Source organism: Solibacillus cecembensis (assembly GCF_050272495.1).
GTDB lineage: Bacteria > Bacillota > Bacilli > Bacillales_A > Planococcaceae > Solibacillus > Solibacillus cecembensis.
The window spans coordinates 93,115-109,896 of sequence record NZ_JBNNMF010000016.1 but is presented as its reverse complement, the minus strand read 5'-3'; the positions used below and the strand labels follow the sequence as shown (position 1 = coordinate 109,896).

General features: G+C 37.5%; 25 protein-coding genes. 14 read left to right on the top strand and 11 right to left on the bottom strand.

Annotated features, from left to right (window positions below):
* A partial coding sequence (locus ACQKIH_RS14975; protein WP_427767402.1) for a DUF4272 domain-containing protein occupies nucleotides 1-323 on the top strand: 323 nt, incomplete at its 5' end.
* A gap of 127 nt (nucleotides 324-450) precedes the next feature.
* On the opposite strand, the gene ACQKIH_RS14970 is transcribed toward ACQKIH_RS14975, so the two are convergent.
* The 3 genes from ACQKIH_RS14970 to ACQKIH_RS14960 form a co-directional block, all read right to left on the bottom strand.
* Complete coding sequence (locus ACQKIH_RS14970; RefSeq protein ID WP_157764828.1) at nucleotides 451-627, bottom strand: hypothetical protein; 177 nt, start codon at nucleotides 625-627, stop codon at nucleotides 451-453.
* A 326-nt stretch (nucleotides 628-953) separates the two neighbouring features.
* Nucleotides 954-1,271, bottom strand: coding sequence for an acyl-CoA dehydrogenase (locus tag ACQKIH_RS14965; protein WP_427767400.1), 318 nt, complete (start codon nucleotides 1,269-1,271; stop codon nucleotides 954-956).
* A 32-nt stretch (nucleotides 1,272-1,303) separates the two neighbouring features.
* Nucleotides 1,304-1,693: a hypothetical protein gene (locus ACQKIH_RS14960; protein WP_427767398.1), complete on the bottom strand. Its 390-nt coding sequence runs from the start codon at nucleotides 1,691-1,693 to the stop codon at nucleotides 1,304-1,306.
* Between the two features lie 280 nt (nucleotides 1,694-1,973).
* Between ACQKIH_RS14960 and ACQKIH_RS14955 the strand changes: the two genes are divergently transcribed.
* From ACQKIH_RS14955 to ACQKIH_RS14935, 5 genes are all read left to right on the top strand, one after another.
* Nucleotides 1,974-2,498 carry a P-loop nucleotide/nucleoside kinase family protein gene (locus ACQKIH_RS14955; RefSeq protein ID WP_427767395.1) on the top strand — a complete coding sequence of 175 codons (525 nt, stop codon included), beginning with the start codon at nucleotides 1,974-1,976 and terminating at the stop codon, nucleotides 2,496-2,498.
* 85 nt (nucleotides 2,499-2,583) lie between these two features.
* On the top strand, nucleotides 2,584-2,802 hold the full coding sequence (locus tag ACQKIH_RS14950) for a hypothetical protein (RefSeq protein ID WP_427767394.1): 219 nt from the start codon (nucleotides 2,584-2,586) through the stop codon (nucleotides 2,800-2,802).
* 35 nt (nucleotides 2,803-2,837) lie between these two features.
* Nucleotides 2,838-2,972, top strand: coding sequence for a hypothetical protein (locus ACQKIH_RS14945; protein WP_427767392.1), 135 nt, complete (start codon nucleotides 2,838-2,840; stop codon nucleotides 2,970-2,972).
* 316 nt (nucleotides 2,973-3,288) lie between these two features.
* Nucleotides 3,289-3,687, top strand: a complete 399-nt coding sequence (locus ACQKIH_RS14940; protein WP_427767389.1) for a MarR family winged helix-turn-helix transcriptional regulator — start codon at nucleotides 3,289-3,291, stop codon at nucleotides 3,685-3,687.
* A 5-nt stretch (nucleotides 3,688-3,692) separates the two neighbouring features.
* On the top strand, nucleotides 3,693-4,883 hold the full coding sequence (locus ACQKIH_RS14935) for an MFS transporter (protein WP_427767387.1): 1,191 nt from the start codon (nucleotides 3,693-3,695) through the stop codon (nucleotides 4,881-4,883).
* Nucleotides 4,884-4,964: 81 nt separating this feature from the next.
* Here ACQKIH_RS14935 and ACQKIH_RS14930 read toward each other — a convergent pair whose 3' ends face one another.
* From ACQKIH_RS14930 to ACQKIH_RS14910, 5 genes are all read right to left on the bottom strand, one after another.
* Nucleotides 4,965-5,594 carry a LuxR C-terminal-related transcriptional regulator gene (locus ACQKIH_RS14930; protein WP_057982099.1) on the bottom strand — a complete coding sequence of 210 codons (630 nt, stop codon included), beginning with the start codon at nucleotides 5,592-5,594 and terminating at the stop codon, nucleotides 4,965-4,967.
* Entirely contained in the window at nucleotides 5,587-6,642 is a 1,056-nt protein-coding gene (locus ACQKIH_RS14925; protein WP_427767384.1) for a sensor histidine kinase, read from the bottom strand. The genes ACQKIH_RS14930 and ACQKIH_RS14925 overlap by 8 nt, the downstream gene beginning before the upstream one ends.
* On the bottom strand, nucleotides 6,639-7,322 hold the full coding sequence (gene liaF, locus ACQKIH_RS14920) for a cell wall-active antibiotics response protein LiaF (protein ID WP_427767381.1): 684 nt from the start codon (nucleotides 7,320-7,322) through the stop codon (nucleotides 6,639-6,641). The genes ACQKIH_RS14925 and liaF overlap by 4 nt, the downstream gene beginning before the upstream one ends.
* Nucleotides 7,323-7,422: 100 nt before the next feature.
* On the bottom strand, nucleotides 7,423-8,046 hold the full coding sequence (locus tag ACQKIH_RS14915) for a PspA/IM30 family protein (protein ID WP_057982104.1): 624 nt from the start codon (nucleotides 8,044-8,046) through the stop codon (nucleotides 7,423-7,425).
* A gap of 13 nt (nucleotides 8,047-8,059) precedes the next feature.
* The gene (locus tag ACQKIH_RS14910; protein ID WP_057982106.1) at nucleotides 8,060-8,413 is read right to left on the bottom strand and encodes a lmo0954 family membrane protein; all 354 of its coding nucleotides are present in this window, start codon (nucleotides 8,411-8,413) and stop codon (nucleotides 8,060-8,062) included.
* A 214-nt stretch (nucleotides 8,414-8,627) separates the two neighbouring features.
* Here ACQKIH_RS14910 and ACQKIH_RS14905 point away from each other — a divergent pair, with 214 nt between their 5' ends.
* From ACQKIH_RS14905 to ACQKIH_RS14885, 5 genes are all read left to right on the top strand, one after another.
* Entirely contained in the window at nucleotides 8,628-8,846 is a 219-nt protein-coding gene (locus tag ACQKIH_RS14905; RefSeq protein WP_057982108.1) for a YneF family protein, read from the top strand.
* Nucleotides 8,847-9,010: 164 nt separating this feature from the next.
* Nucleotides 9,011-9,799, top strand: a complete 789-nt coding sequence (locus tag ACQKIH_RS14900; protein ID WP_427767377.1) for a transporter substrate-binding domain-containing protein — start codon at nucleotides 9,011-9,013, stop codon at nucleotides 9,797-9,799.
* Nucleotides 9,800-9,878: 79 nt separating this feature from the next.
* Nucleotides 9,879-10,538 carry an amino acid ABC transporter permease gene (locus ACQKIH_RS14895; protein WP_057982112.1) on the top strand — a complete coding sequence of 220 codons (660 nt, stop codon included), beginning with the start codon at nucleotides 9,879-9,881 and terminating at the stop codon, nucleotides 10,536-10,538.
* A 204-nt stretch (nucleotides 10,539-10,742) separates the two neighbouring features.
* The gene (locus tag ACQKIH_RS14890; protein WP_427767408.1) at nucleotides 10,743-11,483 is read left to right on the top strand and encodes an amino acid ABC transporter ATP-binding protein; all 741 of its coding nucleotides are present in this window, start codon (nucleotides 10,743-10,745) and stop codon (nucleotides 11,481-11,483) included.
* 74 nt (nucleotides 11,484-11,557) lie between these two features.
* The gene (locus ACQKIH_RS14885) at nucleotides 11,558-12,031 is read left to right on the top strand and encodes an S-ribosylhomocysteine lyase (RefSeq protein WP_427767374.1); all 474 of its coding nucleotides are present in this window, start codon (nucleotides 11,558-11,560) and stop codon (nucleotides 12,029-12,031) included.
* A 58-nt stretch (nucleotides 12,032-12,089) separates the two neighbouring features.
* Here ACQKIH_RS14885 and ACQKIH_RS14880 read toward each other — a convergent pair whose 3' ends face one another.
* On the bottom strand, nucleotides 12,090-13,049 hold the full coding sequence (locus ACQKIH_RS14880; protein ID WP_427767371.1) for an alpha/beta hydrolase: 960 nt from the start codon (nucleotides 13,047-13,049) through the stop codon (nucleotides 12,090-12,092).
* A gap of 187 nt (nucleotides 13,050-13,236) precedes the next feature.
* Between ACQKIH_RS14880 and ACQKIH_RS14875 the strand changes: the two genes are divergently transcribed.
* Together ACQKIH_RS14875 and ACQKIH_RS14870 are read left to right on the top strand one after the other, a co-directional pair.
* Nucleotides 13,237-14,418: an acetyl-CoA C-acetyltransferase gene (locus ACQKIH_RS14875; protein ID WP_427767369.1), complete on the top strand. Its 1,182-nt coding sequence runs from the start codon at nucleotides 13,237-13,239 to the stop codon at nucleotides 14,416-14,418.
* Between the two features lie 23 nt (nucleotides 14,419-14,441).
* A complete protein-coding gene (locus tag ACQKIH_RS14870) occupies nucleotides 14,442-14,702 on the top strand; it encodes a YqkE family protein (RefSeq protein ID WP_427767366.1) in 261 nt (86 codons plus the stop codon).
* A 38-nt stretch (nucleotides 14,703-14,740) separates the two neighbouring features.
* Here the strand turns inward: ACQKIH_RS14870 and ACQKIH_RS14865 are convergent, their stop codons facing one another.
* Both ACQKIH_RS14865 and ACQKIH_RS14860 read right to left on the bottom strand, forming a co-directional pair.
* A complete protein-coding gene (locus ACQKIH_RS14865) occupies nucleotides 14,741-15,232 on the bottom strand; it encodes a VanZ family protein (protein WP_427767364.1) in 492 nt (163 codons plus the stop codon).
* Complete coding sequence (locus ACQKIH_RS14860) at nucleotides 15,229-16,119, bottom strand: aldo/keto reductase (protein ID WP_427767362.1); 891 nt, start codon at nucleotides 16,117-16,119, stop codon at nucleotides 15,229-15,231. The genes ACQKIH_RS14865 and ACQKIH_RS14860 overlap by 4 nt, the downstream gene beginning before the upstream one ends.
* Before the next feature lie 90 nt (nucleotides 16,120-16,209).
* On the opposite strand from ACQKIH_RS14860, the gene ACQKIH_RS14855 reads away from it, so the two are divergent.
* Entirely contained in the window at nucleotides 16,210-16,758 is a 549-nt protein-coding gene (locus ACQKIH_RS14855) for an NUDIX domain-containing protein (RefSeq protein WP_427767359.1), read from the top strand.
* The last annotated feature ends 24 nt before the right edge of the window (nucleotides 16,759-16,782 follow it).

Below are 16,782 nucleotides of genomic sequence, written 5' to 3'. Positions count from 1 at the left end.
TACTTATTTGGGCGTTGGGGATTGTTGATACACTCGATTTTCCTGAAGATATTTGCAATTGCCAATATGCAATTCAAGTTGTTTCAAGCTGTGAGTCATTCGAGCAATTTTATGGTACAACGGCAATGCGGAACAAGGAAGAGATTGTGGATGAAGCGGACAAAATCTATAGATTGCACTGGGCTTGTGTAAATAGTCGAATACAAGGACAAGAAGCTCCAGCAAATATAGATGAAAGAATTGTCACGGAAAGACGCAGGGGATTGTTCTGGATGTTAGGACATCGGGATGAAGAATGGGATTATATTTCAATGGATACGTGATTGAAGATAGGAAAGTGGGCACTTGATGAACTGCACCGGGTGCAAAAACAATTACCTACAATTCAAGACCGGTATTTAATTTAAGTTAGTAATCAAATAGTGGTAAGCGTCAAATGCAGTATACCTTCTACCAAATGGCACCGTAGTTACATTCACGTGGAGCCCCACGCAACGACTTTTTCGAAAAGAGTTGAAAGATTGGTTGTACGTCGAAAGTGGCGAAAATCGCATCAAATCGGTGCGAACTTTCCATTTCGTATAATTCTTGGATGCCAAAAAGGCTAATTTGTTTTACAATAGTCATGAGGCATTCGCTCCGTTCGTATAAGGTTGTTTAGTCGCTACCATTATACCGAACTTGGGGAGGTGCCTCATTTTTATTTGTTTGAAACCCTTGATACCGAAGGGATGAGAATTATGAAATTAACTCAGCTAAATAAGCATTATTTAAAGCGTTAGAGGGTGTATTATTTCACAGCCCTCTAACTTTTAGCTTGTAGATAATTATTTACTGCGCCTACTGAAAAGAAAAAGTAGAATTTCAAGCAGGAATCAAGCGAGTAGTGCAGTCTTCAACGGCAGCCGGGGTACATGGAAGATATGAGAAGTATAAGTTGTACACCCATTTAATTAGTTCTTCTTACTTTTCTTAAACGAAATAATGACTACGCCCAGCTGCACGATAACAATCGCGATTAAAAAGTAAAAATTCTTGCTAGAGCTACCTAAGTTAAGCTCATCTGCTAAAATTCCTCCGATAATATGAATTTGTCCCATAAGTAAAATGGTAAATGCACTGACAAAAAGCATTATTTTTGGATTAACAGCAAAGCGTAAAACGGCAATGAGTAGCAGAGCCGAGAATAATAAAGCAAGTATATAAAGTGGATCGAGTAATGTTAAAATACCATCGACCGCAAATTTTTCGTACGTAAAAGTCGTTTCCATAAGACGCTCCTTGTTTTTAAAATTTCAACTGATTAATTATTAACTTTATTCACAATCAAAAATTGATTATCTTTTATCGAATAGTCCCCGTATTCTCTAGAAATAGAAACGGTTTTCACCACTTTTTTATCCTTCGCAAATACTAATAAGAATTTCGTTTCCATGACGTCAATTCCGCCAAATAAAAATTTGACACCCATTGAATCTTCAATCATTTCATCCGTTGTATACGGTCCAAATGCTCCGATCTCAGTCCATTCTAAATCAGTTAGTTTTGTTAAGTCAATTTGGGTTTCGCCTTGTTGTATAAGGGCATGAATTTCACCACTTGTAATCGGATCTTCGGTTTCTTTCTCCCAAATGTATAGACCTAATAAACTTGTGAAAGTAATGATGAGGATCGTATAAATTGGTTTCTTCATAGATACCTCCATTTCAATATTTGTATTTTACCATAGTTATACTGACTATTTTCTAAAAAGATAGTTCGCTTTTATTTAGAAATAAGGGGAATACGGCATTGTTGGGTGAAGTGTATTTAGTATTTTTGAACAGTTTGGGTGTTAAAGCACAGAAATTTATGCGAGTGGGTGTTTGATTTTTTTATGAAAGAATGCTTGTAATGAAGTATAGTAGATAATAATTATTTAAATTTTCTGTTTTTAATTGTAAATGTATAAATTAAGTGGATGGGGGTATAACATGTTTTTCATTCAAATGTCTGGCTTTCCTGGCTCTGGTAAGTCTACTCTTGCACATGAAATTGCAAAAAGAACCGGATGTATTATTATTGACCACGATATTGTTAAGTCAGCATTATTAAATTCTATTGACGACGGGTCTATTGATGGGAAGCTTGCTGGAAAAATAGCTTATAATATTGATTTTTCTTTAGTTGATTTTCATTTATCGCAAAGACAAAGTGTAATACTTGATAGTCCATGTTTATATGAAAATATGGTGAATAGAGGAACAAATCTAGCGGCAAAATATAATGTGAAGTATAAGTATATTGAGTGTTATCTTGATGATTTTACCGAGATAAATAATAGATTAAAAATTCGGGAAAGAATGATTAGTCAAATAGCTGAAGTAAAATCAGCCGCTACTTTTCACGCTACTCTTCAAAGTAGCAAAAAGCCCGCCAATACTAACCATATCATTGTGAATACAGGTCAATCATTGGAAAGTTATATAGAAGAAGTAATGAATTATATAAATAATTAATTTTTTATCATGACTTATTCTCACTAATTCCGAAAGAATAATTCTTCCTATCTTGCGCACATTACATTGTAGGAGGTGAACATTCATGGGAAATAATAAAAACAGCAACAAAACAATGAACACAAGAACGCATAATCCTTTTGATACGTACAAAAGCAAAAGTCTGGACGTCAGTAATAGCAATAACAATAACCCGAATGACAACTTAAACGAAGAGTTTTCTGCAGAGTTTGATGCGAAAGCAAAAAACAAAAATAATAAAACGAATCATGATAAAGATCAGCAATCCAATAAAAAGAAATAAACAACATCGTATATAAATTGGAGGCGAAAAGAATCGTGGCGAAGAAAAGTAAAACAAGCTTCAAAAAGAAAAAGCAAGACGATAAACCTAAGAATAACAACAATCGTGAAGAATATTCAGCAGAGTTTAATGCAGTGATTCATAATAACGTACAACAACCGAAGCGGTAAATAAAATTGGTTCGAAACGAAATATGTTAGCATTACGTTTGTCGCTGCAACGGAAAAAATAGTGACAATTGAATTTCAAGAAACAGTTAGATAACGGCTATTGTTAAGGCTAAGTATGCAATTTTCACTCGAGAATAATTTGTAGCATGACAAAAATAATGAAGAGGAAGCTTGAAAAATACTTCAAGCCTCCTCTTTTTTGAGTGTAACCGTATGCTTTCTTCATATTCGTAAGTAGGAAATCCAAACTTTACTTCATTAAAATAGAAGTGTATAGTATTTACTTAACTAGTTAAATAAATTAAGGGGTGTAAACATGAACCCAGTTTTCCATGCGTTATTCCAAAAAAGTAGGTACTTAACGAATTGTTTGAATGAAACATTGAAACAACATAATTTGTATAGCTCGCAATGGTCGATTTTATATTGCCTGCATGTACATGGGCCAATGACGTTAACGCAAATTTGGACTTATTTAAATGTTGAAGCACCAAGTATCACAAGAGCCGTCAAGAGACTTGAAACGTTAGGGTGGTTGCAAAGAGTTGATGGGGCAGATAAACGCGAGAAGATTGTAACTCTAACAAAAATGGCAGAAGAAAACTTACCAATCATCCAAAAAACAATTTTAGATTTCGAGGATGAAATGATTGGTGTCATGACGATTGAAGAGCAACAGCAATTTATGAATCTGTTGCAAAAAATGAAAGGTTGATCGATTTGCAGCAAGAAGAAAGTACTCAAATTTGGACAACAAGGTTCATTAGTTTATTTTTAGTCAACATTACAGTGTTTTTTGTTTTTTATGGTTTAGTAACAACATTACCGCTTTATGCAATAGGCGTACTTCATCAAACAGATAAAGAAGCGGGTTTACTTATTTCTTGTTTCTTATTATCTGCAATTATTGTACGTCCGTTTTCAGGGAAATTACTTGATGTTTTTGGCAAGAAAAAACTTTTAGTCCTTTCTTTAATTGGATATTTTGTTTGTACGGTTTTGTATTTATTTATTGATCCATTTGGACTGTTATTAGGTTTACGTTTTATTCAAGGGATTTTCTTTAGTATTATTACAACGGCTGTTAGTTCATTAGCGGCGGATATCGTACCGAAAAACCGAAAAGGGGCAGGGCTTGGGTATTTTGCGATGTCTACAAATTTAGCCGTTGTTATTGGTCCATTCCTTGGGTTACTATTAATCCAATATAGTAGTTTTGATATGTTATTTATTGTGATGAGTATTTGTGTGCTAGTTGGGGGACTTTTAGCGACTTCCATACATACGGATGATTTACCAAAGCCTGCATACAAAGCGAAGTTAACATTTACATTTAGTGACTTACTGGAGCGTCAAGCGTTACCAGTTGCTGCGATTGCTAGTTTAGTAGCGTTCGCATATGCAAGTGTTTTATCGTTTTTATCGGTGTATGCACAGCAAAAGGATTTAATTGAGGTGGCGAGCTTTTTTTATGTAGTATTTGCGGCATCGATGCTAATCACACGTCCATTTACAGGTAAGTTGTATGATACAAAGGGGGCACAATATGTGATTATTCCAGGGATAATTACATTTGCTATAGGTTTAGTGATGCTTGCCTATGTATCAGGACCAGTTTTGTTTTTAGTGGCTGCAATCTTTATTGGTTTCGGTTACGGGGGATTGACAACGAGCCTACTAACACTTGCGATGCAATCGACTGTTCATAACCGAAGTGGCTATGCAACAGCGACGTACTATACGATGTTCGATCTTGGGCTTGCATTAGGTTCCTACATATTAGGAATAGTGGCGGTAAAAGCCGGCTATTTTGCTGTTTATTTAACAGGTGCAGGTGTAGTTAGCGTTGTTTTCATTGTTTATTTAATAAGATTAGTAAAAATCAAAGCAAATAAAGTCGTGCATGTGTAAACAATTTTAAAGTAGTATATGAAAAACTCCTACAAAAGAGGCACCAACTCGCACAATAATATGCGTGAGTTGGTGCCCATTTTATTTCACAAGGCCATTCTGAAACGCATAAACAACAGCTTGTGTGCGATCTTGTACTTCTAATTTACTTAAAATATTACTAACATGGGTTTTCACTGTTTTTAAGGCGATAAATAATTGTTCGGCAATTTCTTGATTGGCTTTGCCGGATGCCATACATAATAGGACTTCCATTTCGCGTTCAGTTAGATGGTCATGGAGGGCGGCTGTCGTACCACGCATTCGAGCCATTACTTTTGTCGTTGCTTCTGGCTCTAATACGGTTTCACCGGTCATCGTTTTGCGAATAGCATCCGCAATTTGACGAGCATTGGATGTTTTTAGAATATAGCTTACAGCGCCTGCTTCTAGCGCGGGATACAGCTTATCATCATCGATAAAACTTGTGACCATCATTACTTTTGCTTGCGGCCACTGTTGTAAAATTTCGACTGTCGCTTGTGCACCGTTTTTGATGGGCATTACATTGTCCATCAGCACTAAATCTGGACGCAACTCAAGCACTTTTTCAACTGCTTCTTGACCATTGACTGCTTCTCCTATTACTTCAATATCAGGCTGTGCAGATAAATAAGAAGAAACACCAATTCGCACCATTTCATGATCATCCGCAATAACGACTTTAATCATTTTCTTGCTCCTCCTTTTGTAAACTCACTTCCATTTTCAAAGGGACTTTTACTTCGACAATCGTTCCTTCATTTGGGACGGAAACAATTTTATATGTGCAGCCGATTTCAACAGCTCGTTCCGCGATATTACGTAAGCCGTATGAAGAAGTTTTGTCCCCATCTCCATCTATATCAAAACCTAAGCCATTATCCTGAATTCGCAAAATGGCTAATTGATCGCGGGCAATAAATAATAGCTCGACCTCATTTGCTTTAGCATGGCGAAGCGTGTTCGATAAAGCTTCCTGTGCGATGCGAAAAAGATGGTCTTCCTCTGTTTTAGATAAGGAAATTTCTTCAATTTGGTAGTCAATATTGAAATACACTTTTTCCTGCAATTCTAAAATTAAATCTTCAAGGCCTTCTGCTAACGTTTTATTATGCAATGCGACAGGGCGCAAGTGTAAAAGAAGGGCACGCATTTCAAGCTGAGCCTGTTGGACAACTTTCTCTACTTGACCAAGCTGCTTTTGTGATTTTTCATCTTGCTCTTGTTCGGTTAATGCGGAAAGTAGCATCGAGGCTGCAAATAGTTGCTGTGAAACCGAATCATGAAGCTCACGCGCCAGCCGTTGACGTTCGGCAAGTAGGCGTTCTTGAACGATGGCATCATTCGTTTGCACTTTTTCCGTTGCTAAACGTTGTAATGAGGCACGCTGTGTTTCGATTAATTCATTGGCAACACGCATTGCTTTATTTAGTGAACTGTTTGATTTTCCAATCGTTTGAGAAAAATTCGGCTCCGCAATTTTTCTTACGTAGCGCGTAGTTATGCTTTCTTTTAATTTTAAAGAAATCCCCATCCAACTCGCAATAATAAAGCTCAGTGCTAAAAAAATAGCGAGCATAATGACAATGATCGGTACTTGATTGGGAGATACAAGATCTTCCCATAAAAATCGCCAGTTTTCTTCAATCGGTTCTCCTAAAATCAATAACAATAGTATAAATAGTGTGATAGAAAAGGTGATGAATAAGGTGAACAGTCGACTAATAAATGCAATCATCCCCGTTGCACCTCCACATCACCAATCCAAGAAGTAACATAAATGACAAGTATCCGTTTGGCATCTGAATCGCCGTTATCAAAAGAAAATTGCTCATTAATCAGGCGTTTTGGGTGATAGTCAAAACAAGTCGCTTCTCCGTAAATTGTGGAGTAATGGAGTTTAACGGTCACCTCATAAGGGACAATGACACGAACTTTACCTAAAGATTGTTGAATCGAAATAATAGATTTCCCATGGGGTAAAATGGTTTGCGTCACATCTAAAGTAATATCACCGATAAAGCGTTGAATTTGAATGTCTCGCCATTGATATGCTTCCATTTCAGCAGGAGTCGTGCCAATTAATGTATTTGGCTGAAGCTGCTTATTTAGCGGATGTTTAAAAATTTCGATTTGCTCCTCTTTTTTCGTTAAATATTTATAGAGGACAAAAACGAGTACACCGATTATGAGAAGTCGAAGTGTCCATAAAGTGATGATGGCAAAGAATAACAAAATAATACCAGACCAAAGAGAAACTTGTTTTTTCTTTTTCTTTTGGAAGCTATAAACAATGAGTGCCAAACCTGCAATGAACAAAAAGACGCTGCCATTATTAAATAGCGTCAATTCAACTAAAATAACTAAAGCAAAACTAATGGCAATAACCGCAAGCTGATCAGATGAAATTTTCGACATGGGCAAACCTCCTTTTAACGTGCAAAATGGAGAAAGTACGAGGACTTTCTCCTTATTGCAGTATAACATTTATTTTTGTATAAAATCTGGCTGAACTGGATTAAGAAAGCTCGATTACTTTTTTCTCTTTTTCCAATTGTGCTAAACGTGCTTCAAACGTTGTCACTTCATATTTACGGTCGATATTTTGTGCTAAATCATCAATATAAGTAGACAATTCATCAAAGTTTTCTGTTTTGTTTGCTGTTAATACTTTGTCCATTTGATGATGGGCACGTACAACATTTTCTTTCCCCATTAATTGGAGTTGGCGAACTTTCATATCTTTAATTTTATGCTTCATTGTTTCAAACTTGCGTTCAAGTGCAAAATATTCTTCATTTGCTGCATCCATGCTTGTAAGTAAAGCTTGTTTACGTGTCCCATAAGCGAGTACCTCATCATTTGCAAAGGTAATTAATTCTGCTTCTTCCGTAGTTGTAGCTAGTGCTAATTGATTTTCGCGTTTTTCAAGCATCTCACCTGTTTGAATAAGCTGAGCTTCTAACTCTTTTTTCAGTTGTGCTTGACGCGTTAAAAGTTTGCCCGTTTGCTCGGTTTGTTTTTCAGCTTCTCGGATATACTGATTTAACATGGAAAGAGGATTTTTTTCAACCTTTTTATCAAATAAATCATGTAAATCTGCTTGGATTGAATATTTAAATTTCGCTAATAAGTTTTTCATTTTCATCCGCTCCTTAGTTATTTAGTTTTGCCCACTCACGCTCAAAGTTAGTGAAAGGATCTTCTTCTTTTTCAGTTGTTGCAAAAATTTCTACTTTTTCATTTTTACGTGATTTGTAAATGTAATAAAGAATACCGATAGCGACTAATCCGATAAATCCTGGAATGTTCGATAATGCGCTAATTAAACCAGCAAGTGCTAAAACTAAGCTCATTACTTTCCCGAAAGTAGATTTACTTTCTGTGTAATAATGTAAACCTGCTGCTAATAGTAGGCCGGAAACTAACAGACCTGCAACGGGTGCAAGTAACACAAGTGCGAAAAGAGCGGCTATGAAACCTGCTGTGTATAGAAATAACTTTTTCATAATTTGTTCCTCCTTGTTTAAGATATTTCTATCTTACCGTGTGCATGATTTTCGGGTAATGACCTGTAACTGTATTTTCAACTAGGTCTAGAGGCTGAGGGGAACTAAGTCTGATTTGTCCAAAATTAATATATAGAAACGCCTACCTTTTTAGTGTATAATCCTTCTTGGAGAGTTTTTCTCGGTATATTGGTAGTAGAGGAGGTTGGAAGTTATGACATGGGCATGGATTTTAGGTATTATTATTGCATTAATCGCAGGTGTAGCAATTGGTTTCTACGCTGCTCGTCAATATATGATGAAGTATTTAAAAGATAATCCACCAATTAATGAACAAATGATTCGTATGATGATGGCACAAATGGGACGTAAACCTTCTGAAAAGCAAGTACGTCAAATGATGTCACAAATGAACAAGTTCCAAGATAAATAATAAAGTTGAAACTATCTTTGTAGAAATTTACAAGGGTAGTTTTTTTATTGGCTTTTAAATATTCTGAATTTATAAAAATTTACGAAAATAGTATTGATTTTTAACTTTTTTTGTAATAGTATAAACCTTATCAAATAACTAGGTATTAATATTGGGGGAAAACAATGAGAAAATTATTAGCATCTTTAGCGTTATTGTCGTTAGTACTTGCGGCATGCGGAGGGAAAGACGAGGCAAAGAACACAAATAAATTGCAGGATATTGAAGAGGAAGGTGTCATTCAAATCGGGTTAGAAGGTACGTTTCCACCTTTTAGCTACCATAATGAAGCGGGTGATTTAACAGGTTTCGAATATGAAATTGCAGCCCAAATTGCTGAAGATTTAGGTGTGAAGGCGGAATTCGTGGAAACAAAGTGGGATTCACTCATTGCCGGTTTAGATACGGATAAATATGATTTTGTCATTAATAACGTTTCGATTACAGATGAACGGAAAGAAAAATATGATTTCTCGATTCCTTACATGGAGTCAGTAGCCGTGCTCGCTGTAAATAAAGATAATACGGACATTACTAAAATTGAAGATTTAGATGGTAAAAAAGCGGCGCAAACGATTACGAGTAATTTTGCGAAAGATGCGGAAGGCTTGGGGGCAGAGATCGTACCGGTAACAGATTTAACAAGCTCGATTGAATTAGTTACACAAGGACGTGCAGATGGGACGATTCATGACCGCGTAACGTTTTTAACCTATTTAAAAGAACAGCCTAATGCGAAGTTGAAAATTGTAGACGGTTCAACAAGTTCATCTGACATTGCGTTAATTTTAAATAAGGGCAATGAGGAATTCCGTAAAAAGTTAGATGAAATCATTCAAACACGCACGGAGGATGGTACTTTTACGGCGATTTCCGAAAAGTACTTTGGTGAAAATATTATTTCAAATAACTAAAAACGATGGGGCTGTCGTGGCGGCTCCATTTTATCTTCATTCAATAGAAGGAGATTTAATAGAAAGGAAGTGCTAATGGATGAGTAGGGAAATGCAAATAGCACTTGATTCTATATGGCCGATTTTGAAAGCGGGACTTATTGTGACGATCCCGCTTTCGCTTATTGCATTTGCAATTGCCTTAGTAGTAGCGGTTATAACTGCACTCGCACGAATTTCCAATTATAAAATATTACGTGCCATTTTTGGCATCTATGTGTGGATTTTCCGTGGCACGCCAGTACTTGTGCAATTATTCATCGTATTCTTTGGGTTCCCGAAAGCAGGTATAACGTTGGATGCATGGACGGCTGCGATTATTACATTTTCTTTGAATACCGGTGCATATGCCTCGGAATCTATTCGCGCTTCAATTTTAGCAATTCCAAAGGGGCAATGGGAAGCAGCCGAATCTTTAGGGATGACGTATTGGCAAGTGTTGCGTCGTGTCATTGCACCGCAAACCATTCGTATTTCATTGCCATCTGTTACGAATGACTTTATTGATTTAGTAAAAGGGACGTCACTGGTAGCCAGCATTACGTTAGCGGATATGTTTATGGTTGGACAACAAATTACAGCCCGTACATATGAGCCTTTGCTTATTTATTCATTGTGTGCAGTTATTTATTTAATTTTTATAAGTGTGCTGATGTATTTACAAGGTAGGCTTGAAAAATATGCGTCTAAATATGTGTAACTTGCTTCAGCTGAAGTCCTTTACTTTTATAAGTGGGGATGGATGGTAAATATGCAATTTTATTTAGTGGGCTTCAAATCCCAGCTGAATCAATTTACTGCACCGGCGGATGTCACAGATTTTAAGGGGAGTTTTTCGAGCAAGCTCGAAAAAAATCTGGACGCAATTACACCGAGGTGTAATTGATGAGAGGAGTTGCTTCATATCGTAAAGTTTCAACAAGTAACGAAATATTTCGGGCAGCAAGAGGCGCTAAAAAATATTAATTTAACCTTTCATAAAGGTGAAACCACTGTTATTTTAGGTCCATCTGGCTCTGGAAAGTCCACACTCCTAAGATGTATTAACTTGTTAGAAAAACCAGAAAAAGGTACAATTTCTGTGGGTGACATTAAGATTGATTTATCGAAGCCTGTATCGAAAAAAGATACATTAGCAATTCGCCAACGCACTGCGATGGTATTTCAAAGTTTTAATTTATTTCCACATATGAAAGTGTTAGAAAATGTCATCGAAGGTCGGTTAACTGTGCTGAAAGAAACGCGGATTGACGCTGTTGAAAAAGGTAAATTATTGCTAGAAAAAGTAGGGCTTAGCCAAAAAATAGACAGCTATCCTGCACAATTGTCAGGTGGGCAACAGCAACGGGTGGCGATTGCGCGGGCTTTGGCGATGGAGCCACAGTTTTTACTTTTTGATGAACCGACAAGTGCGCTGGATCCAGAGCTTGAAGGGGAAGTGTTGAAAGTGCTAAAGGATCTTTCGGAAGAAGAAAAGTCCATGATTATCGTGACGCATAATTTAAATTTTGCCCGCGAAGTAGCAGACCGTATTCTTTTTTTAGAGCATGGCGAAATCGTATTTGATGGCGCAACTTTCCACTTTTTTGAGCAAAATGACAATGCACGTATCCAATCTTTTATTCAATCAATGCAATTCATCTAATTTCTTGCAGCGGGTGTCCAAACATCCGTTACAAGAAATTAGCTTGAGGCATCATTAATTAGGAGGAACAAACAATGACAATAGAACAAACAAATGTTGAAAGTTTTGATTTAGACCATACGAAAGTGGTAGCACCATATGTACGCCTGGCAGGTACGAAACAAGGGCACCACGGGGATGTTGTAACGAAGTATGATATTCGCTTTAAGCAACCGAATAAGGCGCATATGGAAATGCCAGCACTTCATTCGCTGGAGCATTTAATGGCAGACCGCATTCGCAATCATTCGGACGCTGTTGTAGACCTTTCACCAATGGGCTGCCAAACGGGTTTTTATGTTTCATTTTTAAACTATGATGATTATGAAGGCATTTTAATAATTTTAGAAAAGACTGCACAAGATGTACTCGCTGCAACTTCTGTACCGGCATGTAATGAAGTGCAATGCGGTTGGGCTGCGAGTCATAGTTTAGAAGGTGCACAAGCATTAGCAAAGGAATTTTTAGAACAACGCGATGAATGGCATATTGTATTTCAAGGAGAATAAGTGAATAAATTTAAAGGCATGGAAAATCACGAACAGTGAAAATCCATGCCTTTTATTTTTATACAAACGGATCTATCTCTAGATTATTCCGGTAGTCACCGATAAAATCCTGTAAAAATTTCGTAATTACTTGCTCGTATTCAAATGGCGACACATTGAACGATTGTGCGTGAGCGCCTTCTTTAAAAATTTTTAACATTTTTGCATCCGGTTTTGCTTCAAAAAGCTGTTCAGTCATAGTAGATGGGATAAAATCATCGGGTTCGCTATGAATAAATAATGTGGGTTTCATTATATTTTTTACAGCCAATTTAGGATTCACATGATCAAACGAATAGCCTTCACGCAGCCGAATAAAAATATTAGTAAAATGGACAGCAAACTTAAAATCGATGGAAATGGAATTTTTAATAATTAGCGCAAGCAACTCACGGAAATCTGAAAATGCACAATCCGAAATATAAAATGACGCATGATCCTCGACCGTACCTGCATAAAGTAAAGTCGTCGCAGCGCCCATAGATTCTCCATGAATGCCTAACAATGCATCTTCCCCGATGATTGCCTTTACCGCTTGCACAAGCGCTTGTAAATCATATTTTTCATAATGGCCATAACTCGTCGTTTTCCCTCCAGAATCTCCATGGCGGCGGTGATCATACACAACAGTGTTAAAGCCGAGTCTTTCATACATGCGAGCGTATTTAATTGAGTTCATTTTACTTTCGGTCACCCCATGACAAATAATCACCGTATTTTTTGTCGACAGAGGCTTTAGAAAAATCCCTTTTATTGTGTAATCGTTCGGGGATTGGACTGTTAGTTCATCTTTTAAACAACCGTTATACCACGCCTCGTCAAATCTTTTTGCTTTCACTTCACGGTCATAGATAAAGGATGCCTCTTTAGGTTTAATATACATTAATCGATTTGTGAGCATAATTCCTGAAACAGCCGTTGCGGTAGCTAAAAAAGTTGTCGCGATACTAGAAGCTAACATTAATTTCTTTTTCATCATTCGCACCTCACTTGTTTTAGTTGTTGCCTATTTGAAACGCTCTAATACAGTAGACACTATATATTATTCAAAATGAAACAAAAATCCTATCTCGAAAAACTTCAGAATGTTTGGTAAAATTAGGCGGACGAATGAAATTGAAACATTCGCTTCACAAAGGGAACTGCTAAGCTAAGGGGGAATTTTTATGACACAAGAAGTTGTAATTGTCAGTGCAGTACGTACAGCAATTGGCGCATTTCAAGGGACGTTAAAAGATATTGCAGCGCCGGTTTTAGGTGGTATAGTGATGAAAGAGGCGTACCAACGCATTAATTTGGATCCTACTTTGGTCGATGAAGTCATTATGGGGAATGTTTTGGCGGCAGGTTTAGGACAAAATCCAGCGCGTCAAGCGAGCGTTCATGCAGGCTTACCGAATGAAGTATCAGCAATGACGATTAATAAAGTTTGTGGTTCAGGTTTAAAGGCGGTGCATTTAGCGGCTCAAGCAATCGCAGTAGGGGATGCTGACATTATTATTGCGGGTGGCTTTGAAAATATGAGTCAGGCTCCATATGTATTACAAAATGCACGTGAAGGTTTCCGAATGGGTGACCAAAAAGTAGTGGATACAATGATTAAAGATGGGTTATGGTGTGCATTTAATGATTATCATATGGGTGTTACGGCTGAAAATTTATGTGATTTACATCAAATTACGAGAGAAGAGCAAGATGCTTTTTCTGCTCGTTCACAATCACGTGCTACAGCCGCTATTGCAGCAGGCAAGTTTACCGATGAAATTGTGCCCGTTGAAATTCTGCAACGTAAAGGGGAGCCAATTGTATTTGCACAAGATGAATATGTGAAGTCAAATTCGACAGCGGAAAAACTAAGTGCGTTACGACCAGCATTTAAAAAAGAAGGTTCGGTTACAGCCGGCAATGCTTCGGGAATTAATGATGGCGCGGCTGCTGTCATTGTGATGTCGAAACAACGTGCACTTGAACTTGGTTTGACACCAATGGCTACAATTTTAGCGAATGCGAGCGCAGGTGTCGATCCGTCTATTATGGGGATAGGGCCGGTTCAAGCTGTGAAAAAGGCATTGTCAAAATCGAACTTAACTTTAGAACAGATGGATTTAATTGAAGCGAATGAAGCGTTTGCTGCACAAGCGATAGCAGTTGATCGCGAACTTGCCTTCAATCATGATAAACTAAATGTAAACGGTGGCGCGATTGCACTCGGACATCCAATTGGAGCGAGTGGCGCACGTATTTTAGTCACGCTTTTACATGAGATGCAAAAGCAAGATGCAAAGCTAGGTCTTGCTACTTTATGCATCGGAGGCGGGCAAGGTGTCGCAACAATCGTCCAACGCTAAAAAAAATTGTAGGTGAATAACAGATGGCAAGAAAAAAACAACAACAACAAAGAACGAACAATGAATTTGAACTACCGAAAGACAAGGCGGCAACATTAGCGGATCAATTAGGTGGCGATGTGCTGGCGAAATTAAAGGCAGCCAAAAAAGATATGCTTGCACAAGAGAAAGTGCAAGAAGAGGAGCGTATTGCAAAAGCGGCATTTGATCGTAAGCAACGCGAGAAAAATATGAGCTTTGAAGAGCTGCTAGATCAATACGGCAATAAAGGTTCAAAATTTTAATTTTATTTAATAAGAAAATAAAGAAGCTGAGCATTTTATCAACTGTGCTCAGCTTTTTTGGTGATAAATCGTTTTAAGGAAACAATGATTTTGACTAATAGTAAAAAGAAAATCGCACCCGCAGCATCAATGAGCACATCATCGAAAATCCCGGTTCGTCCTGGGATACGGCTTTGACGATATTCATCCAAACAAGCAATAATAAAAATCGTGACAAATGCCACTATACTAGGGAAACGCCATTTAAGCTTTAAGTATAAAAAGTAAAAAATGACCGCAAGTATGCCATACCCGATAAAATGCGTCGCCTTGCGAATTAAAAATTCAATGAAATAAAAGTAGCCTCTGGATTCTATTGAAATAATCGTTCCCCAATAAGGGATTTCTAGAGTACTTAAAGCGCCTTCCAATGGCTTATCTTTTAACAGTACGCGGAGTTCTGGTATAACCGTTTGCTGCTCATAGGTCATAGTGGATGCGTATATGACGATAATAAGTGCAACAACTGTGAGAATAATCGCTTTTTTCATCTATGTTCTGTATAACGTTCCGGCTCTATCCATTCAAGTAAAGTAGAAATTGAACCGAGCTGTTGTGCTTTCTCATACGCTGTCATATTTTGCTGAAGCTGTTCTATCGTTCGTGCTCCAATGACAGTAGAAGCAATTGTTTCATAATGTAAGTTAAAAGCAAGAGCTGCTGCATGAACATCGCCGTAGTTGTGCTCAATTTTTGCAATGATTTCTTGAACTTGTTCCTTTTCATACCCCATATAAGATTGCAGACGATTACGCCAATCATTTGTCAGTAAGCCTTTTGCAATCGAACCTCGCGTTACAACAGAAGCACCGGACTGTTGAATCGTCGTAAAATATTCGCTCGCTCGCTGATCCAAAATATTAAATTGCATCATATTACTAATAGCGCCACTATCTTTTAAAAAGGGAGTAAAAACATTTGGACGGATGGATGAAATTCCGTATTCACGAATAAGCCCTTCTTTTTTTAGTTGATCAAAAGTGTCGATAATTTCTTCCCAATTGTCAGCTGTTGTTCCACCATGTAACTGATATACATCGATATAATCTGTTTGCAGTCGTCGAAGGCTATCTTTTACCGCTTGTTTCAAATGGGCAGGTGAAGCATCCCAGTGCCAACCCTCTTTGCCCTCTTCCCAGCGATTTCCGGCTTTCGTTGCTAAAAGTATGTCGTGTCGATTTTTCTTTACGAGTTCGCCGACAATTTCCTCGTTTACCCCTTTATCATATAAATCAGCTGTATCAAAATAATCTATACCATAATCCAGAGCGGCAGCAACGACCAGTTCGGCTTCTCCTTTATTTGGAGGCAAGGACATACAACCTAAGCTTATTTCAGAAATCTCAATTTGACTCGTGCCTAAAATTCTTTTTTTCACGTTTAAATTCCCCCAAACTTCAGTATGATAGAAAAGTATAGACTAATGGTACAATGGATAGAACATGTAAAACAAGTGAGGGGCCTAGTAATGAAAAAATTCGAAGAGAAAACGATACAATCAGAAAAAATTTTCGATGGAAAAGTCATTTCGTTAAAAGTTGATGATGTGTTATTGCCGAATGGTGCAACGGGTAAGCGTGAAATAATTAATCATCCCGGTGCAGTTGCCATCATAGCGATTACAGAGAACCACAAAATTCTACTTGTCGAACAGTTTCGTAAAGCGCTGGAACGTTCGATTATTGAAATTCCTGCTGGAAAAATTGAAAAAGAGGAAGAACCGATTGTTACTGCACGTCGTGAATTAGAGGAGGAAACGGGCTATACAACGGATTCACTACACTATTTACAATCCTTTGCAACATCCCCTGGGTTTGCCGATGAGATTATTCATGTGTATGTTGCGCGAAATTTAACAAAAATGCAAACGCCTGCGCAATTAGATGAGGATGAATTTGTAGAGTTAATGGAAGTTTCGTTGGAAGAGGCTGAACAAATGGTGAACGATCAGCAAATTTTTGATGCAAAGACTGTTTTTGCGGTGTTGTGGATGAAAATCAATTGTGTCTTAGAGTAATTGCGTACTTAGCCGATTTTGTAT

Coding starts and splice junctions, on each gene's coding strand:
- ACQKIH_RS14970 (WP_157764828.1), bottom strand. CDS start 627: ATGACTATTGTAAAACAAATTAGCCTTTTTGGCATCCAAGAATTATAC.
- ACQKIH_RS14965 (WP_427767400.1), bottom strand. CDS start 1,271: ATGGAAACGACTTTTACGTACGAAAAATTTGCGGTCGATGGTATTTTA.
- ACQKIH_RS14960 (WP_427767398.1), bottom strand. CDS start 1,693: ATGAAGAAACCAATTTATACGATCCTCATCATTACTTTCACAAGTTTA.
- ACQKIH_RS14955 (WP_427767395.1), top strand. CDS start 1,974: ATGTTTTTCATTCAAATGTCTGGCTTTCCTGGCTCTGGTAAGTCTACT.
- ACQKIH_RS14950 (WP_427767394.1), top strand. CDS start 2,584: ATGGGAAATAATAAAAACAGCAACAAAACAATGAACACAAGAACGCAT.
- ACQKIH_RS14940 (WP_427767389.1), top strand. CDS start 3,289: ATGAACCCAGTTTTCCATGCGTTATTCCAAAAAAGTAGGTACTTAACG.
- ACQKIH_RS14930 (WP_057982099.1), bottom strand. CDS start 5,594: ATGATTAAAGTCGTTATTGCGGATGATCATGAAATGGTGCGAATTGGT.
- ACQKIH_RS14925 (WP_427767384.1), bottom strand. CDS start 6,642: ATGATTGCATTTATTAGTCGACTGTTCACCTTATTCATCACCTTTTCT.
- liaF (WP_427767381.1), bottom strand. CDS start 7,322: ATGTCGAAAATTTCATCTGATCAGCTTGCGGTTATTGCCATTAGTTTT.
- ACQKIH_RS14915 (WP_057982104.1), bottom strand. CDS start 8,046: ATGAAAAACTTATTAGCGAAATTTAAATATTCAATCCAAGCAGATTTA.
- ACQKIH_RS14910 (WP_057982106.1), bottom strand. CDS start 8,413: ATGAAAAAGTTATTTCTATACACAGCAGGTTTCATAGCCGCTCTTTTC.
- ACQKIH_RS14905 (WP_057982108.1), top strand. CDS start 8,628: ATGACATGGGCATGGATTTTAGGTATTATTATTGCATTAATCGCAGGT.
- ACQKIH_RS14900 (WP_427767377.1), top strand. CDS start 9,011: ATGAGAAAATTATTAGCATCTTTAGCGTTATTGTCGTTAGTACTTGCG.
- ACQKIH_RS14895 (WP_057982112.1), top strand. CDS start 9,879: ATGAGTAGGGAAATGCAAATAGCACTTGATTCTATATGGCCGATTTTG.
- ACQKIH_RS14885 (WP_427767374.1), top strand. CDS start 11,558: ATGACAATAGAACAAACAAATGTTGAAAGTTTTGATTTAGACCATACG.
- ACQKIH_RS14880 (WP_427767371.1), bottom strand. CDS start 13,049: ATGATGAAAAAGAAATTAATGTTAGCTTCTAGTATCGCGACAACTTTT.
- ACQKIH_RS14875 (WP_427767369.1), top strand. CDS start 13,237: ATGACACAAGAAGTTGTAATTGTCAGTGCAGTACGTACAGCAATTGGC.
- ACQKIH_RS14870 (WP_427767366.1), top strand. CDS start 14,442: ATGGCAAGAAAAAAACAACAACAACAAAGAACGAACAATGAATTTGAA.
- ACQKIH_RS14865 (WP_427767364.1), bottom strand. CDS start 15,232: ATGAAAAAAGCGATTATTCTCACAGTTGTTGCACTTATTATCGTCATA.
- ACQKIH_RS14855 (WP_427767359.1), top strand. CDS start 16,210: ATGAAAAAATTCGAAGAGAAAACGATACAATCAGAAAAAATTTTCGAT.